The sequence below is a fragment of the Silvimonas sp. genome (genome assembly GCF_031291215.1).
Classification (GTDB): domain Bacteria; phylum Pseudomonadota; class Gammaproteobacteria; order Burkholderiales; family Chitinibacteraceae; genus Silvimonas; species Silvimonas soli.
Genome location: NZ_JARLJK010000136.1, coordinates 142,399 through 164,814 on the forward strand (window position 1 = coordinate 142,399; position 22,416 = coordinate 164,814).

30 protein-coding genes are annotated in these 22,416 nt (G+C 52.8%); 11 read left to right on the forward strand and 19 right to left on the reverse strand.

Going from position 1 to position 22,416, the window contains the following annotated elements; genetic code table 11:
- Positions 1-78: 78 nt before the first annotated feature.
- From P4L78_RS16200 to P4L78_RS16210, 3 genes are all read right to left on the reverse strand, one after another.
- A complete protein-coding gene (locus tag P4L78_RS16200) occupies positions 79-669 on the reverse strand; it encodes a hypothetical protein (RefSeq protein ID WP_283149203.1) in 591 nt (196 codons plus the stop codon).
- A 100-nt stretch (positions 670-769) separates the two neighbouring features.
- Positions 770-1,225 carry a hypothetical protein gene (locus tag P4L78_RS16205; RefSeq protein WP_283149204.1) on the reverse strand — a complete coding sequence of 152 codons (456 nt, stop codon included), beginning with the start codon at positions 1,223-1,225 and terminating at the stop codon, positions 770-772.
- A gap of 61 nt (positions 1,226-1,286) precedes the next feature.
- Positions 1,287-2,057: a DUF2092 domain-containing protein gene (locus P4L78_RS16210; protein ID WP_309328932.1), complete on the reverse strand. Its 771-nt coding sequence runs from the start codon at positions 2,055-2,057 to the stop codon at positions 1,287-1,289.
- Between the two features lie 592 nt (positions 2,058-2,649).
- On the opposite strand from P4L78_RS16210, the gene P4L78_RS16215 reads away from it, so the two are divergent.
- Positions 2,650-2,814 (forward strand): LEPR-XLL domain-containing protein, encoded by a 165-nt coding sequence (locus P4L78_RS16215; RefSeq protein ID WP_309328935.1) that lies wholly within the window; start codon positions 2,650-2,652, stop codon positions 2,812-2,814.
- On the opposite strand, the gene P4L78_RS16220 is transcribed toward P4L78_RS16215, so the two are convergent.
- Positions 2,811-3,728, reverse strand: a complete 918-nt coding sequence (locus P4L78_RS16220) for a hypothetical protein (protein WP_309328936.1) — start codon at positions 3,726-3,728, stop codon at positions 2,811-2,813. The genes P4L78_RS16215 and P4L78_RS16220 overlap by 4 nt on opposite strands.
- Positions 3,729-4,413: 685 nt before the next feature.
- Between P4L78_RS16220 and P4L78_RS16225 the strand changes: the two genes are divergently transcribed.
- Together P4L78_RS16225 and P4L78_RS16230 are read left to right on the forward strand one after the other, a co-directional pair.
- Positions 4,414-5,427: a site-specific integrase gene (locus P4L78_RS16225; RefSeq protein ID WP_309328939.1), complete on the forward strand. Its 1,014-nt coding sequence runs from the start codon at positions 4,414-4,416 to the stop codon at positions 5,425-5,427.
- Positions 5,428-5,447: 20 nt separating this feature from the next.
- On the forward strand, positions 5,448-6,596 hold the full coding sequence (locus tag P4L78_RS16230) for an HNH endonuclease (RefSeq protein ID WP_309328943.1): 1,149 nt from the start codon (positions 5,448-5,450) through the stop codon (positions 6,594-6,596).
- Here P4L78_RS16230 and P4L78_RS16235 read toward each other — a convergent pair.
- From P4L78_RS16235 to P4L78_RS16260, 6 genes are all read right to left on the reverse strand, one after another.
- On the reverse strand, positions 6,589-6,933 hold the full coding sequence (locus tag P4L78_RS16235) for a hypothetical protein (RefSeq protein ID WP_309328946.1): 345 nt from the start codon (positions 6,931-6,933) through the stop codon (positions 6,589-6,591). The genes P4L78_RS16230 and P4L78_RS16235 overlap by 8 nt on opposite strands.
- A 13-nt stretch (positions 6,934-6,946) precedes the next feature.
- Complete coding sequence (locus P4L78_RS16240) at positions 6,947-7,705, reverse strand: DNA methyltransferase (protein ID WP_309328949.1); 759 nt, start codon at positions 7,703-7,705, stop codon at positions 6,947-6,949.
- 2 nt (positions 7,706-7,707) lie between these two features.
- Positions 7,708-7,950: a hypothetical protein gene (locus P4L78_RS16245; RefSeq protein ID WP_309328952.1), complete on the reverse strand. Its 243-nt coding sequence runs from the start codon at positions 7,948-7,950 to the stop codon at positions 7,708-7,710.
- Positions 7,943-8,191, reverse strand: a complete 249-nt coding sequence (locus tag P4L78_RS16250; protein ID WP_309328955.1) for a hypothetical protein — start codon at positions 8,189-8,191, stop codon at positions 7,943-7,945. The genes P4L78_RS16245 and P4L78_RS16250 overlap by 8 nt, the downstream gene beginning before the upstream one ends.
- Before the next feature lie 168 nt (positions 8,192-8,359).
- A complete protein-coding gene (locus tag P4L78_RS16255; RefSeq protein WP_309328958.1) occupies positions 8,360-8,704 on the reverse strand; it encodes a hypothetical protein in 345 nt (114 codons plus the stop codon).
- Positions 8,694-10,772, reverse strand: a complete 2,079-nt coding sequence (locus tag P4L78_RS16260) for a replication endonuclease (protein ID WP_309328961.1) — start codon at positions 10,770-10,772, stop codon at positions 8,694-8,696. The genes P4L78_RS16255 and P4L78_RS16260 overlap by 11 nt, the downstream gene beginning before the upstream one ends.
- 197 nt (positions 10,773-10,969) lie before the next feature.
- Here P4L78_RS16260 and P4L78_RS16265 point away from each other — a divergent pair, with 197 nt between their 5' ends.
- On the forward strand, positions 10,970-11,452 hold the full coding sequence (locus tag P4L78_RS16265; protein WP_309328965.1) for a hypothetical protein: 483 nt from the start codon (positions 10,970-10,972) through the stop codon (positions 11,450-11,452).
- A gap of 23 nt (positions 11,453-11,475) precedes the next feature.
- On the opposite strand, the gene P4L78_RS16270 is transcribed toward P4L78_RS16265, so the two are convergent.
- The gene (locus tag P4L78_RS16270; protein ID WP_309328968.1) at positions 11,476-11,886 is read right to left on the reverse strand and encodes a hypothetical protein; all 411 of its coding nucleotides are present in this window, start codon (positions 11,884-11,886) and stop codon (positions 11,476-11,478) included.
- Between the two features lie 102 nt (positions 11,887-11,988).
- Positions 11,989-12,240: an ogr/Delta-like zinc finger family protein gene (locus P4L78_RS22960; RefSeq protein ID WP_405051571.1), complete on the reverse strand. Its 252-nt coding sequence runs from the start codon at positions 12,238-12,240 to the stop codon at positions 11,989-11,991.
- 63 nt (positions 12,241-12,303) lie between these two features.
- On the opposite strand from P4L78_RS22960, the gene P4L78_RS16275 reads away from it, so the two are divergent.
- Positions 12,304-12,573 (forward strand): hypothetical protein, encoded by a 270-nt coding sequence (locus tag P4L78_RS16275; RefSeq protein ID WP_309328971.1) that lies wholly within the window; start codon positions 12,304-12,306, stop codon positions 12,571-12,573.
- On the opposite strand, the gene P4L78_RS16280 is transcribed toward P4L78_RS16275, so the two are convergent.
- Positions 12,570-12,767, reverse strand: coding sequence for a hypothetical protein (locus P4L78_RS16280; RefSeq protein ID WP_309328974.1), 198 nt, complete (start codon positions 12,765-12,767; stop codon positions 12,570-12,572). The two genes, P4L78_RS16275 and P4L78_RS16280, sit on opposite strands and share 4 nt — an antisense overlap.
- Positions 12,768-12,799: 32 nt before the next feature.
- On the reverse strand, positions 12,800-13,075 hold the full coding sequence (locus tag P4L78_RS16285) for a hypothetical protein (protein WP_309328977.1): 276 nt from the start codon (positions 13,073-13,075) through the stop codon (positions 12,800-12,802).
- A gap of 104 nt (positions 13,076-13,179) precedes the next feature.
- On the opposite strand from P4L78_RS16285, the gene P4L78_RS16290 reads away from it, so the two are divergent.
- From P4L78_RS16290 to P4L78_RS16305, 4 genes are all read left to right on the forward strand, one after another.
- The gene (locus tag P4L78_RS16290) at positions 13,180-13,509 is read left to right on the forward strand and encodes a helix-turn-helix transcriptional regulator (RefSeq protein ID WP_309328980.1); all 330 of its coding nucleotides are present in this window, start codon (positions 13,180-13,182) and stop codon (positions 13,507-13,509) included.
- A gap of 19 nt (positions 13,510-13,528) precedes the next feature.
- A complete protein-coding gene (locus tag P4L78_RS16295) occupies positions 13,529-14,383 on the forward strand; it encodes a hypothetical protein (protein ID WP_309328982.1) in 855 nt (284 codons plus the stop codon).
- 178 nt (positions 14,384-14,561) lie between these two features.
- Positions 14,562-15,959: an AAA family ATPase gene (locus P4L78_RS16300; protein WP_309328985.1), complete on the forward strand. Its 1,398-nt coding sequence runs from the start codon at positions 14,562-14,564 to the stop codon at positions 15,957-15,959.
- The gene (locus P4L78_RS16305) at positions 15,952-16,806 is read left to right on the forward strand and encodes a DUF4435 domain-containing protein (protein ID WP_309328988.1); all 855 of its coding nucleotides are present in this window, start codon (positions 15,952-15,954) and stop codon (positions 16,804-16,806) included. The genes P4L78_RS16300 and P4L78_RS16305 overlap by 8 nt, the downstream gene beginning before the upstream one ends.
- 57 nt (positions 16,807-16,863) lie before the next feature.
- Here the strand turns inward: P4L78_RS16305 and P4L78_RS16310 are convergent, their stop codons facing one another.
- Positions 16,864-17,289 carry a PH domain-containing protein gene (locus P4L78_RS16310; protein WP_309328991.1) on the reverse strand — a complete coding sequence of 142 codons (426 nt, stop codon included), beginning with the start codon at positions 17,287-17,289 and terminating at the stop codon, positions 16,864-16,866.
- Between the two features lie 183 nt (positions 17,290-17,472).
- Between P4L78_RS16310 and P4L78_RS16315 the strand changes: the two genes are divergently transcribed.
- Both P4L78_RS16315 and P4L78_RS16320 read left to right on the forward strand, forming a co-directional pair.
- Positions 17,473-17,868, forward strand: a complete 396-nt coding sequence (locus P4L78_RS16315; protein WP_309328993.1) for a DNA-binding protein — start codon at positions 17,473-17,475, stop codon at positions 17,866-17,868.
- On the forward strand, positions 17,861-18,145 hold the full coding sequence (locus P4L78_RS16320) for a helix-turn-helix domain-containing protein (RefSeq protein ID WP_309328996.1): 285 nt from the start codon (positions 17,861-17,863) through the stop codon (positions 18,143-18,145). The genes P4L78_RS16315 and P4L78_RS16320 overlap by 8 nt, the downstream gene beginning before the upstream one ends.
- Positions 18,146-18,268: 123 nt before the next feature.
- Here the strand turns inward: P4L78_RS16320 and P4L78_RS16325 are convergent, their stop codons facing one another.
- The 4 genes from P4L78_RS16325 to P4L78_RS16340 all read right to left on the reverse strand — a co-directional run bounded on the left by P4L78_RS16325 (position 18,269) and on the right by P4L78_RS16340 (position 22,399).
- Entirely contained in the window at positions 18,269-19,693 is a 1,425-nt protein-coding gene (locus tag P4L78_RS16325) for a hypothetical protein (RefSeq protein WP_309328999.1), read from the reverse strand.
- A 439-nt stretch (positions 19,694-20,132) separates the two neighbouring features.
- Positions 20,133-20,720 (reverse strand): hypothetical protein, encoded by a 588-nt coding sequence (locus P4L78_RS16330; protein ID WP_309329002.1) that lies wholly within the window; start codon positions 20,718-20,720, stop codon positions 20,133-20,135.
- Positions 20,721-20,904: 184 nt separating this feature from the next.
- Entirely contained in the window at positions 20,905-21,912 is a 1,008-nt protein-coding gene (locus P4L78_RS16335) for a phage late control D family protein (RefSeq protein WP_309329005.1), read from the reverse strand.
- Between the two features lies 1 nt (position 21,913).
- A complete protein-coding gene (locus P4L78_RS16340; RefSeq protein WP_309329008.1) occupies positions 21,914-22,399 on the reverse strand; it encodes a phage tail protein in 486 nt (161 codons plus the stop codon).
- Positions 22,400-22,416 lie beyond the last annotated feature (17 nt).

Consider the following 22,416-nt stretch of genomic DNA (forward strand, 5'->3'; position numbering starts at 1 on the left):
CGTTATCTCCTTGATAAGTGCCGAAGCTGTCCCAAGTGGGTGAGGGGGATAGCAGATGCTGGCGAACCCCGAGTCTGGTTATTGGGGATGCAGTTCTTCAAGCGTTTCAGCTAACCCTCGGCCAAACACCCGCAAATTGGTGCGCACGGTGACCAGATCGGTGACGTGAAATGGCAAGCTGCCTTTGCGTACTACCAGGATATCGCCGGAGTCGCCCTTGGGTGCTTTGGGGATGAAGAAGGTCTGCCAGTGAATGGTTTCCTCCACCAGAAACGCGGCTAGCCATTGACCGTCACTTTTTTCCAGCAGCCCGCCTTGCCAGGCGTCGGCGTCATGCACGTCAAATTGCTCGTCGGCCATCGATTTGAGAAAGCTCAGTGACGGCATGACACGCACCGCCACGCCCTCGACCGAGTCTCCCATCAGGCGCAGTACGGTAGCCCGTTGCAACAATAAACCCAAGGCAAAGCACAGTAAAACGAGAGCGGAAATGGCCAGCACGGTCAGCGTGAATTCGCCCAGAAAGTGCTGAATGCCGATTTTGTCGGCCAGAGGTGCTTCCAGCTTTTTGAGTGTGCCTATGAATCTGGCAAAGACATAAAGCAGCACGCCCAGAGGCAGCGCAAACAACACACCGCTGATCATGATTGCCAGAAAGCGCTTGAGCATGAGTGCCCTCCCTGTTGGCCAAATGAAAAGACAAGGCCCCAAAATACATATGGGGCCTTGTCATACTCCAGCTTGCACAAGTGCGGCAGCTGCGTACTGTTTAAGGCGCGTTCACCACAACGTAGGTGACATTGCTGCCCTGATATTGCGGCTGGTACCAGGTGCTGCCGCATTGCATATAAGCCGTGTTGCCATGCATGACCTGGACGCAGCCGCTGGTCGGCATTTGTGCCGGGGTCAGAATGGCGCCGACCACGGCCACGGTTGCAGTAATGGCCGCTGCCGTGGCAATAGGATGATAGTTATTGTCATAGCCATAACCACCGCGACCATTGTTTTCGACGTTCACGTTGACGTCGCGGTTGTTGTTGACGTTCACGTTGTTGTGGCTGTTGTTGATATTGGTTTTGTTGCCCACGTTGTTACCGTTGGCCACTCTGTTACCACCATTGCCGTTGTTGTGGGCGCCGCCCCCAGCGGGTTTATTAACCGAAGTGCGGGCCGCTCCCCTGGCGCCGGGTCCGGCATTGGCGGCATCCGCCAAGCCCAGTGTCATCAGGGCTGCAGTGATAAGGGACAGCAATGCGACATGTGTTCTGGATTTCATCATTGGCCCCTTATTCGCTTGCCTTGGTTAGTGGAATGGACACATCACCTTTGCCTGGCACGAAGGTAAAGCTGGATGACTTGATGACCGGCTTGACGTTCCACGTGTAGACCGCGCTGTATTCCGGATGGGCATCATCAGTTAGCGTGGTGATCACCAGCTTGCATGGCAGCGGTTTTTCCGATCGGGTGACCCACAACTGCCAGTCCATGCCTTCCTGGCGGAATGCCAAGTGGTCGCACATCTTGCCGTTGATTTGGGACGGGCCGACATACAGTGCGCTGGTCAGGGCACTAGCCTGCGATTTATCGGTGCCAAACAGGAACAGATCCTCCAGCGGGATCTGAATGCCGTAGTGATCTTCAAGGTCGTGTATGGCATCGGAAATCTTGCCGGGCGCATTCACCGTGGTGTAGTACTTCAGGTTTGGCGAGTACTGGGTCAATTTGCTGCCGTTGTAAAAGAAGCGCCGGCTTTGTGTATCGCTTTCCACGGCCGCGTACATTTTGGTACGACCATCCACCTGCAGTTTGGTCGTGGCCTGCATTTGCAATTTCTGGCCGGTTTCCAGCACGGTGTCATGGGTAATGGTAGCGTCTACTTCAAATCTGGGCAGGCTACGCAAGTAGTTGCCCATCTGGGTCAGTTTGTCGACCACGCGCGGGTTGACTACCGCAGCCGGTGCGGATGCGTCGGCCGCTGCAGGTGTTGCATCCTCCGCCCATGCATGCATCGCCGCCGGGGCGAGCAATGCACACATTAGCTTTAGTTTCCACGTCATGTGTTTTCTCCAGCGTGTTTGAACGTACTTAGGTGAAGTTTAAACTCCGCAGTCAGCGGGGTTTTCTGCATGCAGTTTGTGCGGGCAACCAAGGGGCACCGATGGCGGTGTTATTCATGTTCGGGCCCGCATAAATGATGGCTGGCTGATACCCCCTATGTTCTAGCACCTTAATTACGAACTTGTAATTTAATTGGCAAAATGTCGCAGGGGGAGCGAGGTTTTCGCAAAATGTAATCGGCTGATTCGTGATACCGGCTATGTGGTTTTGGCCAGGCTTGCACGCGCAAAGAGCGCGTACTTGCAAGTGGTCAATTTTTGCTAAGCTGCAGAAAAGCAACGAATTTATGGATTATTTTGCTGAGGTTAAGGTGGGACGGTGTTTTGTGAGGACTAAGTACAGTCGTCTACAGCTTTCCAGTTTTTGTAAGTTATGGTCGGCAATCGCAATTTTTACATTCTATATTGATCGTAATTTCGTGGAGCCGGTGGCACGGCGGTCGCGAAAAGGGATGGGGTGACAAGCAGCCAGCAGAGGCTGCGGCAAACGGTGTGCGACCACATGGCGCATCCGCTTCAATGAGTGTTCGACATGTCAGAAAAACAAGGTTCCTCCCGCGCGCAGAACCCGCTGCGTCCGCGCTCCCACGCTCTGGCGCTGGAACCACGCATTTTGTTCGACGGTGCCGTCGCGGCAGCGGTTGAACAACACCACGCCGATAGCACCCACGCTCTGAAAGTGTGCTGTTTGGGCTAAAAACTCATCGCCAAACCGAGGGATACCCCGGAGACATTATTGCCAAACACATAGCGCGCCACTAGCCGGGTGCGCGTGACAATAATGTCGTACTTGCTCGAATCCAGCTCCATCCCCACGCCCAACGAGGTGAGATAGTCGAATCCCAACGCGCCGCGCAATTGGCCCAGGTATTGGGTATGGGCAAACTCCAGCACATAGCGCACCGGACGGTCCAGCGCGGTCATGCCGGTCGGGGCGCGGTAGCGGGCCCATACGCCCAGACTTTGCGCGTCAGCATGCCCTTTCACCGCATCATCCGAGCCACCAAAGCTTTCCAGTGCGATATTGGAATAACGCAGCTCGATTTCCTGTTCGCGCTCGGGTTTGAAATCCTCATACACCAGCATCAGTGAGCCACCCAGGCCATAAGCATTCAAGGTGCCGCCATCTACAAAACTGATGTCCCGATCTGTCTTGTGGTTAATCAGCCATTCTCCGGCGGAAAGATCACTCACCACCTTGCCCAGCGCGATATTGAGAATAGGGCGGATTTTGATGTACTGCGTGATGGGGAAGTCCCAACCAATGCCGCCGCTGACATCACCGGTATTCCAGCGCAGCGGCAGCTTGCGTTCATCTACACCGTTGGTGGCAAGAAAAGTGGGGTCGTAGCGCATATACGCCGCCAGTCCTTCCAGATATAGCGGCGTCGAGTCGCTGATTGTTGCGCCACCGCCCAACTGGGTAGACCACAGGCCCGGGTTACCGGAGCTGGCGTTGTTGATCGACAACGAGCTGGTGGTGACATCCGGCACCACCGCGTAGCCGATCAAGCCAACTACTGCATTGGCCGTGCGTTGCAGATTGGCGCCCTCTACCCGGTATGGACGCAGTGGATCAGCTTGGGCCACGTCACAAAGAAGCATGGACATGACCACTGCGCAGAGTGCCAATTTTGCCAATCTATAACGATTAAGCCGGCAAATCACAGAATCCAAATGTTGCCCCTTGGGTCAATTCATCGTGCCGCGTATTCAGGGTCGCGGGCTATGGTTATCTGTATGTATATAGATGAACCGCTGATATACCGCCATCCATCGGCGTGATTTTGGCGTGGCCGCCACAGTGTTCACTGCGGCGATTCTAAGTAGGGGTATTTGGCCGAGCAGGGTCGAATGCGCATCTGAATTGCGGGGACTGGATGATCTGCAGGCGTTCGTGAGCTGGCCAGAGGTGTGTGAACGCGATTGGAGACAATGCTTGCGCTTGGGGGATGGGAATACTGTTCGCGTCAGACGTTGCCGGGCACGGGCAATGACGCTGGGTCGCAAAGCTCGCCGGAGGGGTTATTTTTTTGAATTCAGCTTGGAAAAGCTTCTAATAAGACTTCAGCCGGGAACGAAAAAAGGGTTACGTCCGAAAACGTAACCCTTTGATCTTGCTGCTAAATTCATGGTGCCGCCGGCAGGAAACGCTAACCTATCCGTAATTTCCCGTAATTGCACGCAAACCGCCAAAAATCTTGATTAATCGTAACACTACGCAATCCAGCTACCCAGCGATCCCCGCTTTTCCTCGTAAAATCCCGGCATCGGTTACGCCATTTTTACGCCACGAATGCCAACATTTCGCAAACGCAGTAACGGATGGCGCGCGGAGGTTTCGCGCCAGGGAGTTCGTGACTCTCGCACTTTTGATACTAAAGCGCAGGCTTCTGCTTGGGCGGTTGCTCGTGAGGCAGAAATTCTTGCCGGGATCGGTAAAGGCCCGGCAGTTGAAAAGTATACTCTTGACGAGGCGATTGGCCGCTACATTACCGAAGTCAGTGCCAAAAAGCTTAACGGGAAATGGGAAATTACCCGTCTTAATGCGATACGCAAGGAGCGTAAACCCCCACTGATGTCCTGGCTTGCTTGCCGAAATACACCCATGACTGAGCTGACTGCCGCAGATATGGCAGCTTATCGCGACCTGAGGAGCGAGTTCGTAAGTGATGCCACTGTGATTCGGGAAATGACACTTTTGCGGTGTGTAATGGAACGAGCGAGAACTGAATGGGGGTGGATGGACCACAGACCGATGCAAGATGTGAGGAAGCCGAAAAAGCCCCCACCTCGATTCAGACGGGTCAGCGAGGAAGAAACACGCCGTATGCTACTGGCGTTATCGTTTGTTGAAGAGGAGCCGGTAAAGTCGGTGACACAACGGATTGCCGTTGCATTTTTATTTGCTCAGGAAACGGCGATGCGAATCGGCGAAATTTGTGCGATTCGACCGGAACACATTTTCCTGACGGAACGCTACATTTTGCTGCCTAAGACCAAAAATGGCGATTCACGCCAAGTTCCGTTATCACGGCGGGCCATCGAGTTGTTGGCCCTCTTGCCAAGGCATCACGACACCACGTTTAATTTGAAGCTTGCTTCCGCTGATACGCTGTGGCGAAAGGCGCGTAACCAGGCCAGGATCAGTGATCTTCATTTTCATGATTCGAGGCATGAAGCGATCACCCAACTCGCAAAGAAACTGAGTGTTCTGGAACTTGCGAGAATGGTCGGTCATCGTGATCTTAAAAGTTTGATGATCTACTACAACGCTACAGCGACCGAGCTGGCCGCTAAACTCGACTGAATTTCCTAACTGGTGGGTCCATGGCTGGATTGTTTCTTGTGGTTGGCGATGATGGAAATCTTATTGATTCCCGGGTCTCCCTAGTTGAAGAAGATGGCATTCGTGGTTTGGCATTTGAGTCTGGTGGCGGCAAATCTGGCGACACAAGACCGCCCAGAAATCCTGAATATGCGCAGGGACTGGAGCTAGTTCTCTCGCGAATGAAGAACTTGGGTGTTATCAAATTGCGGGCTTATCTGGCATCAAGTAATGCGAGGGAACTGTGGCCCGCACTTGACCGCCGTGCCTTGAAAGTGGAAGGAGAGGTGGCAATTTCATTGCAGAATCAGGAGCCCACGAACCTGCGGCTGGCTCTAGGTAATGCAATGGCGCAGTTCAAAGCCAAACCAACCAAGAAGTCGGGCAACAATACTAAGCGAGTGCTGCTTTACGCTGAACTAACCGACGCTCAGTGGGAGTCGGTGGTTTTTGGTAAGTCGGCACATGAGCCGGGGGCATTAGCCCAGGAGCGATTTACTCCCATACCGGACGGCATTACTGCAGAGCACCTGGCAGGGGCTATGCGCGACCTCGATCAAGGCGTGCCCCACCTGTTTGGTCCATCTACGAGCTATGACGTTTTCTCCAACGGAAAGGCATACCCGCCGAAAGCAGTGGTAGGCATTGGCGCCGCCGCAATTCTGGGGTTCCAGCTCAGGCCGTCCGATTTTGGTGGCGGCGAGGAAACCCGCTGTTTTCAAATTCTCCGCAGCAACGGTTTTCAAGTTTTCCCAAAACAAAAACCGAGTGACTACCCGGATGAAATTGCCGTTACTACAGCTTCGATCGACGACAGTCAGAGCTATTTTGAAGGTGCCGGAAAACAAGTTGTTGTAAACCGCTATGAACGAGACCCGGCAGCGCGTAAGGCCGCGATCAAACACTATGGTGCGGTTTGCCAAGTCTGCGGGCTGGACTTTATGAAGACCTACGGGGAGATTGGCAAGGGTTTCATCCACGTTCACCACGTCAAATCCCTAGCGTCGATTGGTAAAACATACAAAGTTGACCCGGTTCAAGACCTGCGGCCTGTTTGCCCCAACTGCCATGCAATGCTGCACAAAGGCGTGAGTGAGCCACGTGAAATCGATGAACTTAAAGCGATTATCAACAAGATGAGCACTAAGTAGATTTGCGCGGGCGCCCGGCCTTTCGCCTCGCCACAACTTCTGATTTATCTATTGAACCGGAAGGATAGTGATAGCTGATCTGGTGTTTTCTGTGATCGCTGGCCCATTGCAAGACTTCACTGGCCTGCCAGCGCGGGTGACCGGTTCCACCGATACGCAACGGCTGCGGAAAATCTGGCCGGCAGGCGATGTTTTCCAAAACCTGCCGACGCGCAAATCCGAGCACCGTACCAACGCCGTCGGCGTCTAGCCAGCGGGTTTCCAGCGGAATGGCGACTGCCTTGGTTACTGCAATCAAAGTGTCGAGCTTATCAAGTAGCTGAGTATCGATGGTCATGGCGCACCGCAGGTTAGGATTTCGCTGATTCTTCAAACAAGCCGCCTTGAGCTTGGGCTTGTTCGATGCGTTGGCAAGCAATATCAAACGCATGCCGGTCTTTTTCGATGCCGATATATTCCCTTCCAGATTGGACTGCCGCCACTCCAGCAGAACCAGAACCCATAAACCAGTCGCCAATAACGTCGCCACAGGGGGGCAGGATATCGGCATAAAGGCGTACCGGCTTGCCGGCAATGTGAAATTTGGGTTCGCTGCCTGCCGAGTAACGCATTACGCCTGGTGCAGCATCGCCAGCTAATTCACGCGGGCCATTGGTGGACCACACAAAAAACTCAGCTTGGGCTCGATAACGTCCTGGCTGGGGTCGGCAACCTTCGGTTTTGTCCCACACCCCAACTCCACGCCAGACCCAGCCACCGGCCTGAACGATATCGGTGGTTAAGGGCAATTGGCGCCAGTCGGTAAACATCACCATGAGGCCACCTGGCGCACAAACGCGCTGGCTTTCAGATAGCCAGAGCGAGCACCAATAGGCGTAGCCACGTTGATCCCGGTTGTCTCCGCTGAATTCGGGATAGATGCCGCGGGCGGTGCTCGATTGATATTTGCTGCTTGTGCTTGCGGTACGGTCACTCCGGAACTGGCCGCCACTACTGTAGGGCGGGTCCAGCACCAGATCTGCGATGGCGCCGGCAGGCAGATCGGCGAGCACTTCCAAAGCGTCGCCGTGATATAGCGTGGCGCGGCCAATCGTTATTTTCTCGTACATGCTTAATTCCTGATCTGCTGACCCGTTATCTGGGCCGCCCGCTGGCGGGGGGCGTAGTTGTCTTGCCAGTCTTTGGCACATTCCGCACCGCAAAACGTGGAGCCGACTGGCGCGGGATCGTCGCACCATGGGCAGTTACCGGATGGCGCAGGCGTTGCTCTCGGTACTGGTTTTCGGGCGGCGGCAATGGCTGCACTTCGCTGCGCCTGTTCGATATCGCTGGCGCGATCAAATTGATCAGTCATTTTGTGGCTCCTTATTGCGGGAGCGAACCAGACGCCAGGCGCCCCAAATGGCTAGAGCAATGCACAGCAGCGCGCCGAGCAATTGGGAGGTTGAGAACTGGATCGTTGGCTGAGTCAGCACGAGGTAGCTAATGGCAGTAGCCAGAACAACCGCCACACACCAGCAGGCGATCAGGAACACAAGCACCAGCACCCCGACGGCCACAATATCCACCAGCAAATCTGATTTATGTTTAGCCATGGTGGCGCTCCCGGACGGGCTGGGCGCGATAGGTGTCGCCCCGAACGTTGGTGATGCGCCAGCCTGCCGCCGCATACTGGCGCAGGGTGGCGAAATTATCGGAACGGTCTACCAGCACCAGCCCCGCGGGGCGGCGAGTGCGGGCCACAGAGGCAAGGGCGCGCATGGTTAAGCCCCCAAGTTGATCGTGATGGCGACGTCAATGCGCTGCGGCGGGACGGTGGCTGCGCTTGAAGATTTCTCAAATGCTGGGGGTGTGGCTGCAGTGCATTCATGGTGCTTGCGCAGGCTGGCCGGGGCGGCTTCCGCACTGTAGAAGTCACTGACTTCTAGTAGCACGGCGTCCAACACCAGTTGACTGGTTTCCAGCCCAGCGTGGGCTTCACGCTCTTGATAGTCGTCAATTGCCAGCATGACTTTGCCCGCAGCGACGGTCATATCGTCTAGTGCCTTGCCGAGTTTTTCCGATAGCGCCGCGGTGCGGGCCGCTTTTATGAAAATGTCATTGCTCATGGTTGTGCTCATCCTGATTGGCGCTGTTTTCTGGCTTTTGGATTGCGTGACCAGTACCAGATCCAGCGAGATTGGGAGGGAGTACAAGCGTGATTTCTGCTTCCCAGTGGTGGGATGACCGGATTTGTTCACCCGGTGCGGTTTTATGTATTTGTGCTAATTTGCAATCAATGCATTGTTTTTGTTGGGGTTTTTCTGTTGTTCCGGTTTTCCCCGTTTTTGCCCGGTTACAGTTATTGACACAGGTCCAAGTGCTCGCGGCTTCGCCACTGCGCCGAACTTCAAAAGCCGGGCCGGGGCCAAAACCGGCGCCAGTGGGCGAGGGTTGGCTGGCCAATAGATTGGCGATGGTCTTGTCCCGACCCCAAGTCACTTCCCATTCATGCAGGCGGGTGTGGATGCGCTCGATGACCCGGTGGTGAACGTCGCGGATCACCACGGCACTGCGGATGGTTTTGGGTTCGCCGTATTTGTTGAGCGGCTGCACCAGTTCGCCGGTTTCTGGGTCGGCGACCATATGCGGCTCGACCTTGACCTTAAAGCCGCCCCGGATGGCATGCCATGAAGTGAGGTATTTGGCCCAATCGCCAATGTCGGCCGCTTGGTAAAGCTCGCGCAGCATTAACACGCGATCATCGGCAAACAGGTCGGCTTGGGCGGCGGCATCGGCTTTGCGTAGTTCGCGCCAGACCGTGACCGGTGGCTGGCCGAGCGGCTGGAACTGGCGGATGCGCCAGCAACTGGCCCAGTTGCGTACGCGCTTTGCAGCAGTGGCCACGCTCAGGCCGGATTCGTAGTCATCGTCCATGCGATAACCGTCGATGTTCTTGGCCAAGTATTTGGCGATGTAGCCGACTGCGCTGCCTTTGGTGGGATCGATGGCTTTGACGGTAAAGCGGTGCTCTTGCGCGCCGGGCTCGTCGCCATCTACCTGCAGGGCTTTCTCTCGGATGATCTCCAGCATCAGATCTGCCCGGCCTTCTGGTGCCCACAGCAGTAAGTGCCAGTGTGGCGTGCCGTCGCCGTGGGGTTCGGCTACGCGTACACCGAATGGCGTGATTTCATACTTGGCGAGTAGGGCGCGGGCACGTTGCCAGACGCGGCAGAGATATTGCTGAGTGTCGCGGGGCGATGCGCCGTTGTAATGCGCGCTGACGCGGTGGTAGGCGCTGGGCGCGGTGAGGGTGAGGAACCATGCTCCCCAGCCCATTTCTTGCGCGGCCACTTCCATGCCGTGAACGCGGGTCATGAGTTCGGTGCGGCGCAGCGCCGGGTTGGACACACTACGGTTGCTCAGGTCTTCTAGCGTGGCGGTGTAGCCGGTTTCGTTGGTGGCTTCGGCAGCAGCCAGCGCACGGCGGCTGTTAGCGCGGCGCCGTGTTAATCGGCGGTGGGTTTCGTCGCTGACAAAGGCGTCACGGTTTTTGGCGACTTCGCCCAGGGTAATAAAGGCGTGCTCAATGTGCTGGGCGACGGCGCGTTTCAACCGGCCACGCCACCACAGTTCGTCTTGCACACGTTTGGACAGCGCCAGAATGTCCGCGGGGTTGTCCGGGTTCCAGTCCAAAGCCACACCATAACGGGTGGCGAATTGAAGTAATGCTTCTGGTTCCGCCTTGGCAGCGGTGATATGCAAGCGACCGGCGATGCGGTGGGCGATCTGGCCGAGTTCTTCATCAGGCGCGCAGATCGGTAATGCGGTGTCTTTGATCTGGCTGGCAGTCTCACGCAACCAGATATTGGCGGCGCGCAGATGCGAGCCGTCTACATGGTCGGTTACACCGTGGATTCTGATCTGCGGCCACTGCCCAGTCTTTTTGCCGGTGGTATTGGTGCGAATGGATTTCCAGCGCCGGCGCAGCGGGTCGTGCAAAGACTTGGGCACGCCGACCAGCAAACGCTCGATGTCACGTTGCTCCTGGCGCTCGCGCTTGGCTTCTTGTTGAGCCAGCCAATCTGCGGTAACGGCTTGGCGGGGCGACCAGGCTGGGGACGTGCTATCCGCATTGCGCCATGCGCGGCCCAAGTTGGTAGCCATGTTGCGCCAGTAGGGAGCCAAGGCTTTCATAGCGCCCCCTGGCACAGCGCAAAGAGGGTGGCAGCTCCATTCGCTAGTCTCTGATTTGTCTCGGCCGAGACCAAACCAACCATTCGCAAAGGAACCACCATGGAAAAGGAACATTTAAGGGACCAGCGGCCGCCCAAACCGCCGCCCCCACCACCACCCCCGCCTCCACCTGAGAAGGCGAAATAAGGAGTCTTCAAATGAGCGCAGGCCAACTCCCTCATACCGAGGAACGCCACAATCTGGAATTCACAATTCGCTATGGCCTTTGTCTGAACGCAAGGCACAAAGCACTGTACGGACATCTCCGGCAGTGGTTTTCTGGTTTGAGTCTGCTGTTTGGCATGGGGGCGCTGGCCTTTTTGACGGGAGACAAAGGCTGGCTGGGCACTATTGCTGGCGTATCTATTGCCGTCATCGTGGTACTGGATAATCAGATCGACCCGGCAGGAAAAGTGCACGCTTTTGCGGGCTGGCACAGAAGGTGGGGTAAGTTGTTTCGCCGGTTGGGCGAAGGTGAAGCTTTGGACGCCATTGGCGCTGGCGTGGCCAAGTTGCAGGGCGCTAGCTCTGCCACATTGCAGGGGCTGACTTTTGTGGCCTACAACGACGCAGCGCTGGAAATGGGGCTGCAGCCTGACAAACTGACTTTGTGGCAGCGTTTTCTCGCCGTACTGGCCTAATGCGGTCCGCCCAATAAACTGATTCATTGCGCCGCCTCCGCAAGGACGTGGCGCTTTTTCAAACTGGTACGCCGCAAGCCAATCTCCCGCGCTGCGCGGTCACGCTCTAGCACCAGCTCAATCAACCCCACCAACCGCCCGGCTGCGCTACCCACTGAACGCCAATCCGCGGAGGAGAGGCCATTCACTGCGATCCATGCCGTGCTGCTCAGTAATTCATCCAGCGGGCCACATTGCGTTATCAGGGCAGCGCGCACCTTCAATAGGTGTTCGCGCTGGCCGGTGGTGAGTGCGTCTGGCTTGCGTTCTGGTACGGGCTGCAGCAATGGCTGAGGCGCAGATTCTGGCAATGCCGCTGCAACCGGGTAACGACCGGGGTAGCGGCTGACCTGGGCGAGCAGGGCGGCGTGAGCTGCGGTGGTGTTGGGTTGCATGGCATGCGCTCCAGAATTTGGGCGTAACAAAACCCCTCGCGCTGGTTTGGCAGCACGATCAGGCGGTTAAAAACGGGGTGAAACGGGGTCTAGCGGATCAGGTCAGGCAAGGTCTAACGCTCCTTGCCCTGGTAAAGGGCCATTGCGGTTGGCCCGGTTTCGTTCGGGCAGTTCTGTGAGTGGATTGGGCCAGACGCCAGGGTTAATGATGCGTATTGCTTCAGTCACCACGACAAATGAGCATGAGCAGTAGGCGTTGGTGCATTGGCAGGTTGCTTCTTTGGCCAGCACAGACACCCACTTGCTGGTTCGTGTAACGGCTAGCTGACCGCATTTTGGGCAACGGTTGCTCATTGTCTAAGCGCCGCCTTCGCGCAATACGTAACATTCCTCTGGTTTTTCAAAAGGAGCGTTTGTATGGTGGGTCAATATATTGCGGGTGTGGCTATTCCGGCCTACGAAACCCAAGTCGAACAGGTGATCGCCAAGTTGAATCTGGACGGCGGCGGCACGCCCATGGTGATTGCGATTGAAAACGAAAACGGTGCTGTTTATCGCGTTTTCACTGCAATCGGGCTTGGTGCCTACGTTCGCAGTACCCAGGCGATGTTGGGCTTGGGTATGCGTGATCGCCTGGCCGACTTGCCGACTTCCCGCGAAGGGTTTGATAGCCGCTTTCATTTCTAGCCCTGCGCCGCCAGCCCCGACTGGCGCAACGCCTGAACCGGTATCGTTTGCCTGAGCCGGTTCAGTTCATCTATAGCCGCATTCAGTTCGAGATCATCGCAGCACTTCAGCAAATATTTTGCAGTATGCCCTGCCACCCGCAACTCAGTGCCACAGTGCTTTTTTAGATACTTGTTCAGATAACGAATACGCATAACGTGCCCCCTGAATATTGAATGCCAGCGGCTTAAACTGTGGCCAAGGTCGCATGGGATGCGACGTTGTGGTCCTGTGCACTACAGAAGCGGTCCACGACCTGAGAGACTTGTTGTGCGCTCATGTCCTGCAATTGCTTGAGGCCCAACACAGTGGCGATGCGGGCAGTGGTGGTAGGCAGACAACCGAGCTGGTCTGCAGTGGTATTCAGTGTGGTGTGCTCGACCTGCATCAGCACCATGTTGACGCGTTTACCACAGCTGATGCGGTTGGGAGAGCGGCGGCGCGGACGGGATACGGTTTGCATGGTGTAATATCCTGGACGGTTAGTAACAGAACCATTCTTGCATCAAAAAATGTGCATGAAATTGATTTGCACCAAAAATGGTGCATGCAGGATTTATCCATCCAATGACTACCGCTGAGAACACCTTGTTTGATGGCGTGCCCGAGCGCCTAGTTTCCGAGCGCACTAGATTAGGCTTGGGCCAAGAAGAATTTGCCGCACTGGGTGGGGTAAGTAGAAATACGCAAAGCCGCTACGAAAAATCGGCCTCCAAGATTGACTTGAACTATCTCGACAATCTTGCACGATATGGCGTGGATGCGGTGTATGTGCTTACTGGTCAGCGCACCAACAGGGAAGAACTGAGACTGGTCGCAGCTTTCAACGCTGCGCCAGAGGCGGTGAGAGTGGCGGTGCTGGCGGCGCTGGGGGCCAATCCCATCCGGGAACACTAACAACAATCGCGGGACAGTCATGTTTGAATTTGTTAGCAGCCTTCCCAAAGAGTTTTGGACCTCGTTGGTCAGCGGCATAGTGGGGGCTGCTAGTGCCATTATGGCAACATGGATTGCCGGTTGGCAAACTTCTAGAAATCTTAAACTCCAGTTGGCCCATGAGCTAAAAATGAAAGAGGATGAGCGTATCTCAGACTTGCGCCACTCTCTATATATGCAGATGTCTGAAGAGCTAACCAAATTAATGCATACCTTTGGGTCCTTAGCTTCAGAAGGGCCGGAAGCATTGACAAAAAGTCCCATGGTCACATTTCTTGCCTGTGCGTCCAAGATTGGGCTAGTTGGGCGCCAGGAAACGGTTCTGAAAATTAGAAATGTTACTGATCAGTGCACAAGTTTTTTGTTGATTGCGCTACCCGCCGTTTCCCCGCTTCTAATGTTACGAAGTTCCATTGAAAATATCACCGAGCATTACAATCGTTCGGAAACGGAAATTGCGCGCATTCTGGCTGCTATGAATGCGGTGACTGAAACAGTGGAAGCACAGCCGCTTGTCTTTGCAGCGTTGCAGGCAAAGTTTGACGCCTACCAGGCAACCTCTAAATCGTTTTCGGACCAGAGGAACAAGCTTTGGGCAGAATACAGGGCTCTCGAACCGGCCATCAACAAAACCATCTTTGAGCAGCTGAAGTTGCTGTCACCCCTTCAGATTGATGCACTGATCGCTATCCGCACTGAACTTGGCCTTTCCTCCGATTCGGAGTCTTTGCATGCGCTTGCAACAGAAAGTTTTGCGAAGTGGGATGCTGCATACGCCAATATGCACAGAAACTTTGCGGAGGCGGAGCGAACTGTGGATCAAGCGTCACGCTGAGATATTTTTCTTTCTTTTTTGAGATCGTATAACTTTCCCTTTTGTGCTTGTTGGGAAAAGCCAACGTGAATTTATATTTCTAGCGTTGATTTTTTCTTGTTATGGCAAACTGCATATAGCTACGTTTATCTTACTGGCTAGTAAAATAAAATCTGATAAAACTACTGAGTACTCTGCCTTGAAAATCACTAGATTCTATGCGGAAAATGTCCATGGGTATCTGCCAATTGACATTTCATTTAATGATGAGCTTAATTTTTTAACGGGCCTTAATGGCTCTGGAAAGACTTCAGCGCTTCGTTTGATTATGGCGCTATTGACACCCAATTTAATTGAAATTGCAAATATCAATTTTTCGTATGCGTCCCTTTCAATACTTAATGACAGTGTTGAACTTGTTTTGCAGGCAACAAAGAGTATTGATGGCTTGGTTTTGCAAATAACAGGCGTCGATGAAAGTCTAATCATGTCACGGACAGAGCTTGATATTGTTTTAGATTCTAAACTTAAAGAAGAGCCGCTTTCGAAAACAAGAGAATTTGCCCAGTCAAATGCTACGTATCAAATGATCCTAAGTCTTTCAACTCCCATGTTTTTAGGATTGGATCGTCGCTTTCTTGTTCCGGGAGTGCCCCGCGACGAGAGTGATGACGTTAGACGCCGAGAATATATGGCGCGACGACTGTGGCCAGAAGAAGCTGGGCTCAAAGGAGTGTCTCCACCCGTCTCGCTTGTTGAGGTTAATTATTTGGTATTGACAAGTGTTCAGGAAATTCGCGCCGAACAGGAAAAGCTTGATGAACAGCTAAGAAATGATTTTTTTAAAAAAGCATTCGAATATAACCCTTCTGACATCTTAGGTCGTGCTCAACCACCTTCGCGGAATGAACTTGAAAAATATCGCGGGCAATTTGCTCATATCAATAGTGCTGGGGAGCTCAAAGTACCAGTTCCAGAAATTCAAGAGGCGCTAGAAAATTTTTTCGGAAAGATGAACAATCTTTTGGATCTTCTTGAAAAAGGTGACCACGAGCAGTCGGCCGGCGGAAAGTTTAAAAAAGTGAGTGCTGCCACGAAGACAACTATTAGTAAGGAATATATTGAATGGATTGTTAATCGGCCCCAGGCAGACCGAGTTCTCAATCATTTGAGTATGCTGAATGAATATATTGAACGACGTAATTCTCTTAGATCACCCATTGATAGCTTCCTTAAACTTGTAAATACATTCCTTGTTCAAACCAAAAAGAGTGTTGTGGTTGGTGTGACTGGTCAATTGTTTGTTAGCATAAATGGCGATGCAGTACTACGGCCAATATCCTCGCTTTCATCAGGCGAGCGACAATTGCTCATTATGCTTGCCCATTTATCTTTGAATCCAAATTTAAAGGATAGTGGAGTATTTATAGTTGATGAACCAGAGCTGTCACTTCATATTGACTGGCAAGAAAAATTTGTTGATGCCATCTGCATTGCAAATCCAAAAGTCCAGTTTATTCTGGCAACTCATTCCCCTGCCATTATTTTGGATCTGGATTCGGCATGTGTCAGCATGGATGGCAAGATAGATGCTTAAATGGCCAGAACGTGCGAAACCGGCAGTTCAACGATTATTTAGTGAACTTCAAGATATAGATGTCTATGTAGAAGACACCAATGATGAGCCGTTTTATCGTAGCTTGATAAAATTTGCAACTAATGGAGAGCTAACCGTTGCGCGTGTTTTTGCTCTGGGTGGAAGACGCTCTGTTATAGAAACGGCTAAGATTCATGACTACAAGAAGAGGCGTGCTCTTTTTATAATAGATGGGGACTTGTATTGGGTTAAAGGTGAGCCCACTCCTAACGTGGCTGGCCTGCACTGTCATGATGCATATTGTGTGGAGAATTTGCTTCTTTGTGAACAGGCGCTGTCATTGGTACTCTCCGAGGAATTGCCCGCAACTGAAGCGGACGCACAATTGCAATTGGCATTTAGTGCGTGGATTTCTGGAGTGCAGGAAAGTTTGTTGGAACTTTTTGCCGCTTTTGCCACAGTTCACACTTTTGATCCAACAGTACCCACCGTTTCAAACAAAGTAGCGATGCTTTGTAGCAAAGCCAAGAGAGGGAAATATCCGAGACTTGATCCCACTAAAGTCGAGAAACTAAAGTCGGAATGTTTGGCGGCAGCAGAAAAAGTAGCTGACCCAACGGATGTTTTGAAGACTTATAAGCAACTGCTCACCCGTATCAAAGCTTTGCCTTCACCTATACATGCGATTTCTGGAAAAGACTTCTTACTTCCTTTAATAGATTTTCGGCTGCAAGAGTTTGGTTGTCGCATTAAAAGGGCAACGCTCCGCGTACGACTTGCGAAATGCGGCGATAAATCACGACTGAATGCCCTTGCTACTGCCCTTCGCAGGGCCGCCACAAGCTAGGTCGTCGATCCTAAGGCAAAAGGGGCCAGGGCCCCTTTTCCCATATAGATGGTTGGCTTACACCGTAGCAGTGGCCGGACTGTCGATGATGCTCATGACCACACGACGAAAGTCCATTGGCGCTTTGATGTAGGGGATGCTGACATTGTTACCGCCGATACCGCGGATGGTGACTCGGCCATAACCCAGCATGCGGCCAAGCAGGCTCTGATCGATATTTACCGATTCCAGCTTGGCCAGCGGCAGATCTACCGATACGCGCCGGATAAACCCGGCTTTGCCTACGATTTTCTTGTTTGTGACAGCGAGTTCGGTGGTGGTTACGTTGATGATCGCCATCAGAATGAAAAGGATGGGAAATACAACTGTCCAGACCAGCAGAACTGCCCAGATCAGCAGGCCGGTTTGGCTTAGCCAGGAGACGAGGGCGTACGACTCGACTTTCTCACCTGGGATCAACGAATTATCTACAAATGTACCCATCACGATCTCTCTTTATTGGTTGGTGCGGTTGATCCGGTGCTGGCAATGCACCATTTTGGGAAGAATTTTTCAGAGACTGAGTATCACTCATATTAGTTACTTCTGATACTGTAAGTCATAGACTGACGTGAAAACACGACAAATACTTACTCCGCATCAATAAATGCCGGGCTTCGGCGTTTTTTGACCGCCCATCCCGCCAAGGCGCCGGTCGTAAAATGCTTTTTACTTGATTGGAGTACGGCATTGCCGTATATTGGGTGCATGTACACGGTCATTGAAACACCTGTTTTCCAGCGATACGCTGCCGATATCTGGGCCAATGATGAACGTATGGAATTCATTACGTGGCTGGCCAACAATGCGTTGGCGGGTGATGTGATTCCAGGCGCAGGCGGTCTGCGCAAGGTGCGCTGGAGCCGCGCCGGTATGGGAAAGCGCGGCGGGGCAAGGGTGATTTACTACAATCAACTTGATGATGGCCGCATCTATTTGCTGATCGTTTACACCAAGGCGAAGTTTGATAATTTGCCAGTGGCTTTTCTCAACCAATTGCGTGAAGAGGTTTTACATGGATAAGGAACTGGAACAATTCCAAGCCGATTTGCTGCACTCGGTGCGGGAGATGAAGACGGGCAAGGCGGGGCGTGTGACGCAAGTGGCGTTGTCACCGGTTGCGGAGGCCCGTACTAAGGTGGGGCTCTCACAGACTGCGTTTGCAGCGTTGCTGGGCGTGAGCGCCAGAACCCTACAGGATTGGGAGCAGGGTCGTCGTGAGCCGACTGGTGCGGCCAAGACTTTGCTGCGCGTGGCGGAGCAGCACCCTGAGGTGTTGAGAGATTTGCGGGCGGCTTGAGTCCGAATTTTATCGATTGATAAAAAAACCCGCCTGATGGCGGGTTTTTACTGAGGGTCTTAACGAGTGTGTGGCATGAAGTCGCATATTTGACGGCTCATGCGTGTTGATCCGTTGATTTGCTCAGGGTGCTCTATTTTTTTTAAGCGGTATAACGGTGCCACATGAACCGTCAACGGATGTTGCCATCTTATCAGCGACCCCGTCAGGCAAAGGCATGCCTGCATAAACACCCCAAGTTACAATATCAGCGTCAAACCCGTTCAGATTTAGCGATGTAATTGCGCTGCGAATTTGTCGACAAAAATTATCAACATCATGTTGTGTATTTGCTTTTCCAAAGGCGGCCATTGAGGTGCTGTACCAATCCTTTTGGAGCAAGTAAGAGCTAATTGATCCTAATTCTTTTTGTCCAGCGGTGTCGACTAAATTGTAACTAAGTACTTCATTTGCTGAGATAGCGGCCAGTACATTTGTAGTTGCGGTCGCTATGTTCGTTGCGCAATGCGGTATTTTGGGAACATTTTCCCCGCAGGCTCGCCAGTCTGAAAAAATTGAGGGTCTTGGCGCGTCAAAAGTAATATTCCACACCCCAATTGGATCTGCATCTGAGTCCCAGTTCCCTTCGTTTCGTGGAATACTAAATGAAATTTCCAAACCACCCCCTTGATTTGTTAAGTCTGCATTCCACAATCTGAGATCGCGATCACTAACTTGGCTTTCAGAGATTCCTTCCGAAAAAAGCTGAGATATAGCGGTGTCCACTGCATTAGCATGTTCGCGTGTCAGACCTTGGGTAAGCGTTGTCACCACAGGTGGCATTTTAGATACTGCATTAACAAGCTGCAGTGCGACCGACAGACCCGCAGAAGCCCCTCTGGAGGTAATTGTTTTTGTACCATTTAAAGATACCGCCACCCTGGGCGACATTCCTGAACTGCTGGTCTTTATAAGAAATAGAGGGAAGCTGCTCACATCGTGGTAAACAACGCGCTGCCATTGCTCTCCCTCTGAATTGCTCTGATGTCCCAAAGTCGCAAGTGGAATGACGACGTCAAATCCGTCCGCGGTTACCCTCGCAGAGAGATTAATTGCAAACTCCTCGCCCCATAGTGCCCGCCATATCCAGGGCCTGGGCTGGTATGGATATGCTTGGGTGGCTTTAGCAGGCGAGCCGCTTGCAGATGCGTTTGCCTCGTCTCCCGAAGTAGTCTTGGTCGAGGCAGTAGCCTTACCGTCAGCATCGAGTTTTGCAGTCACAATAACTCTGGTATACGCACCGGGGAAGTCATCTCCATGGGCATTCGATGCTGACCACTTATCTGAGTAGCCGGTAAACGGGGTGATTGTATAAACGGTTGCTGCCGGCGTCGGTGTCGGCGCCGGTGCCGGCGTTATGTCGCCTGCTAGATTCAAGTGAACGTTGGCGGTCGTCGAGTGTTCGCCAGCGTTGGGCGGGGGCGAATATGACGAGCAGGAGGTTAGGCAAGGAAGTACAAGGAACGGCAAAATCTGCGGAATGGTTTTCCGAAAATATACTTTCTTCATGTGGTCAATCCTCCACGAGCGCTACCGTTTTCACGTCTGAAAAAGCAATACAAGTGTTTCGATTTGACCCAGAAGCTATATCTACCATAAAGCGACGAAATGTAGGTTTTATCCTGCATATTTCAATCACATAATACTGTCATAAATTACAGGTTGCTAACACGCGATCTGCGAGCCCGACGATGTTGGCACCGTCATCCTTCGCGCCTGTTGTTAAGCACGCACCTGCCCAAGATGTTCCGGAACGACTGTGAAGTGAGTGATGTTTTCCCACGGCGCGCTGTCACCCCCTCCGCGCCTGCGATGCATTTTGAGTGGTTTTTATGCAGTGCATGGTAGGCAGCATAAAGCAGCAGCAGAGCGGGACGTCATGGGATTTTGACCGCCAGCGCGCGATGCGGATTGATGCAGGGCTATGCGGTCACCGGCTTGCGGTGTATTAGGTGCGCGGGACGATACCAAGTACTCGTTTTGCAGCAGAAATGGATCTAAGCGTAATCCAGGAGGCATAAATACAAAGTGAGAATACTGCCGTAAAAATGAGGTAGCCCCATTGTCCGGGGAAGAGGGCCAGTACGGATACGACAATTAGCATGATCGACGACAGTAAGTACGTAAGGTCAGCGGCAATCTCCCTGACGCGAAGGGGGTATTTTCCTTTGTATTCATATGTTTTATTTTCTTTGTCAAACTTTAACATTTGTCTGCAGTATTTTAGATCAACAATAGTTTCCATTTGATTGTCTGACTTAAGAACCTCATGAATTTCCTTGTTTGGCAAGATAAGTCCAAAATACTGAGAAAAAACCAACTCTAAAATTATTCCCGGTGTTTTTTCGAAATCGGAAGATGTAATTGTTTTTGATAACGTTTCGAATTTCTTGTCTTTAATCGCTAGAGGTGCTGAGCGTAGATCTTGGGAGAACTTCAATAGGTAGAGAAAAGCGAAAAAAGCAATACCTGCAATGCTTAGTCCGGGGGTTCCAAGTTTATCAATGTGGTCAAGAATTGATGTTGATAAATCCATAAAAAATCCTTTGGTTAATATGCTTGGTTGAAGTTGTCATATATCATATAATTGGTTTTCAATAAATCAAGAAATAAGTATTGGCTGTGGCATTTGTGCGAACTCAAACTAGTTCGACGAGGAGGTGGTTGTTGTGGTTTGTAAAATAAGCGTCATTTGCGCTTTTTTGGGCTTGATGAAATTGCTACTGATCGTCCGCCACTTCCGCAATCTTCTTGTCAAACTGCGCAGTTGTAGTCAGTCCGCCACTCCCGTCCAGGCTATGCTGCAGGTCGCGCAATATCCAGGTCGTATCGTCAATTTCCGGCTTGAACCCTGACACAGTAACCGGCGTCTCCGGACAAAGGTCAACGCGACCACGCGCCAAGGTAAGAGAGAAAGACACTGTGCCGCGCTGAATGCGCTGCCAGTGCGACTCCGCGGCGCGCTGGGCGTTGGCTTTGCTGGCGTAGGTGTGGTGCAGGGTTTTGACGTTGCCTTCTTTGCCAACCAGCACGCTCGCGGTCTTGGCGCCTTTGACGTTCTGGTAGCACGCCTTCACACCACTGAAATTGTCGCGATCGGCTACGGTGTAGCGATGCTGATCACCAGATTGCCGGGTGATAGTGACGCGCTCGATGGGTTTGCCGCTGGCGGTTTTGGCCTCGCCCATCGGCATGAACAATAGCTTGCCGCTTTTTACTGTGGCAATGGCGTCATAACGGCGCGCAAGGCGTGTGAGAAAGTTGGCGTCGCTCTCGCGTGTCTGGTCGATATGGTCAACCACCTGGCTGGCCAACGCGGGCGATACAACCGGCGTTAATTTGGATTCGGTAGCGATACTGGCCACGATCTGGCCAATGGTTTTGCCGTGGTAGCTACGCTCGTATTGCTGAAGTAGCCCATCGCAAAAATCAGCCGAGCGAGCGGTGATGCGTAGCCGGTCCGGGCTTCCAGAATGCTCGACTTCATCCACATTGTATCGGCCACAATCGACGAGGCCCAAATCTTCCCACCCCAGCCAGACGCGGATCTCCGCTTGGCGCGGGGGCAGGGCGAGGCGCCCATCATGATCATGTAATGACAAATCCAGCTGGTCAGCCTCAAAACCGCTTTTCACGCTCAGTGATAGCGACTCCAGCCGGTTTTCAACAATACTGGTGATGTCTTTGCCATTCACTTGCAGCCGGTAGCGCGGAACCAGAACACCCATATTATGGACCCGTGCTATTGCTGGCCGGCGCGGGCTGATCTAGATCGTCTGGCACCCGCTTTAACGATAGCGAAAATTCGATCTTGCGCGGCGAACCATCCCACATCAGCACGCTACGGGTTTCGGAGATATCCGTAATCGTGAAGTCACCGTAGATATACCCGGAACCGTCAATCAGCGGCCATGCCGCGCCCAGATCGCCCATGCCTCGCAATTCATCCAGATCAACAACGCCACCAGTTAACTCCGGGTACAGCTCACCGCTTAATGTGATGTTGTCGGCGTCCGGACCCAAAAACTGATCGAGCGGACGCGCCCCGACACGCTGGCCGCTGGCGTGCTTCCAACTAGTTTGCCGCTGCATTTGCTGAAAAGGAACGCTTTGTAACCGGAAAACAAATAACCCAAGTGATGCCAGGTTAGAGATTTTCGGGGCCGGGCTGGCATGATCGACTATCCATGCAATATCTCGTGCTGTTTCGAGCAAAGCGCCAAATTCAGACA

Excerpts from the sequence above, each read along its gene's own strand:
- P4L78_RS16200 (WP_283149203.1), bottom strand. The coding sequence starts at position 669 with ATGCTCAAGCGCTTTCTGGCAATCATGATCAGCGGTGTGTTGTTTGCG.
- P4L78_RS16205 (WP_283149204.1), bottom strand. The coding sequence starts at position 1,225 with ATGACACTGGGCTTGGCGGATGCCGCCAATGCCGGACCCGGCGCCAGG.
- P4L78_RS16210 (WP_309328932.1), bottom strand. The coding sequence starts at position 2,057 with ATGACGTGGAAACTAAAGCTAATGTGTGCATTGCTCGCCCCGGCGGCG.
- P4L78_RS16215 (WP_309328935.1), top strand. The coding sequence starts at position 2,650 with ATGTCAGAAAAACAAGGTTCCTCCCGCGCGCAGAACCCGCTGCGTCCG.
- P4L78_RS16220 (WP_309328936.1), bottom strand. The coding sequence starts at position 3,728 with ATGTCCATGCTTCTTTGTGACGTGGCCCAAGCTGATCCACTGCGTCCA.
- P4L78_RS16225 (WP_309328939.1), top strand. The coding sequence starts at position 4,414 with ATGCCAACATTTCGCAAACGCAGTAACGGATGGCGCGCGGAGGTTTCG.
- P4L78_RS16230 (WP_309328943.1), top strand. The coding sequence starts at position 5,448 with ATGGCTGGATTGTTTCTTGTGGTTGGCGATGATGGAAATCTTATTGAT.
- P4L78_RS16235 (WP_309328946.1), bottom strand. The coding sequence starts at position 6,933 with ATGACCATCGATACTCAGCTACTTGATAAGCTCGACACTTTGATTGCA.
- P4L78_RS16240 (WP_309328949.1), bottom strand. The coding sequence starts at position 7,705 with ATGTACGAGAAAATAACGATTGGCCGCGCCACGCTATATCACGGCGAC.
- P4L78_RS16245 (WP_309328952.1), bottom strand. The coding sequence starts at position 7,950 with ATGACTGATCAATTTGATCGCGCCAGCGATATCGAACAGGCGCAGCGA.
- P4L78_RS16250 (WP_309328955.1), bottom strand. The coding sequence starts at position 8,191 with ATGGCTAAACATAAATCAGATTTGCTGGTGGATATTGTGGCCGTCGGG.
- P4L78_RS16255 (WP_309328958.1), bottom strand. The coding sequence starts at position 8,704 with ATGAGCAATGACATTTTCATAAAAGCGGCCCGCACCGCGGCGCTATCG.
- P4L78_RS16260 (WP_309328961.1), bottom strand. The coding sequence starts at position 10,772 with ATGAAAGCCTTGGCTCCCTACTGGCGCAACATGGCTACCAACTTGGGC.
- P4L78_RS16265 (WP_309328965.1), top strand. The coding sequence starts at position 10,970 with ATGAGCGCAGGCCAACTCCCTCATACCGAGGAACGCCACAATCTGGAA.
- P4L78_RS16270 (WP_309328968.1), bottom strand. The coding sequence starts at position 11,886 with ATGCAACCCAACACCACCGCAGCTCACGCCGCCCTGCTCGCCCAGGTC.
- P4L78_RS22960 (WP_405051571.1), bottom strand. The coding sequence starts at position 12,240 with ATGAGCAACCGTTGCCCAAAATGCGGTCAGCTAGCCGTTACACGAACC.
- P4L78_RS16275 (WP_309328971.1), top strand. The coding sequence starts at position 12,304 with ATGGTGGGTCAATATATTGCGGGTGTGGCTATTCCGGCCTACGAAACC.
- P4L78_RS16280 (WP_309328974.1), bottom strand. The coding sequence starts at position 12,767 with ATGCGTATTCGTTATCTGAACAAGTATCTAAAAAAGCACTGTGGCACT.
- P4L78_RS16285 (WP_309328977.1), bottom strand. The coding sequence starts at position 13,075 with ATGCAAACCGTATCCCGTCCGCGCCGCCGCTCTCCCAACCGCATCAGC.
- P4L78_RS16290 (WP_309328980.1), top strand. The coding sequence starts at position 13,180 with ATGACTACCGCTGAGAACACCTTGTTTGATGGCGTGCCCGAGCGCCTA.
- P4L78_RS16295 (WP_309328982.1), top strand. The coding sequence starts at position 13,529 with ATGTTTGAATTTGTTAGCAGCCTTCCCAAAGAGTTTTGGACCTCGTTG.
- P4L78_RS16305 (WP_309328988.1), top strand. The coding sequence starts at position 15,952 with ATGCTTAAATGGCCAGAACGTGCGAAACCGGCAGTTCAACGATTATTT.
- P4L78_RS16310 (WP_309328991.1), bottom strand. The coding sequence starts at position 17,289 with ATGGGTACATTTGTAGATAATTCGTTGATCCCAGGTGAGAAAGTCGAG.
- P4L78_RS16320 (WP_309328996.1), top strand. The coding sequence starts at position 17,861 with ATGGATAAGGAACTGGAACAATTCCAAGCCGATTTGCTGCACTCGGTG.
- P4L78_RS16325 (WP_309328999.1), bottom strand. The coding sequence starts at position 19,693 with ATGAAGAAAGTATATTTTCGGAAAACCATTCCGCAGATTTTGCCGTTC.
- P4L78_RS16330 (WP_309329002.1), bottom strand. The coding sequence starts at position 20,720 with ATGGATTTATCAACATCAATTCTTGACCACATTGATAAACTTGGAACC.
- P4L78_RS16335 (WP_309329005.1), bottom strand. The coding sequence starts at position 21,912 with ATGGGTGTTCTGGTTCCGCGCTACCGGCTGCAAGTGAATGGCAAAGAC.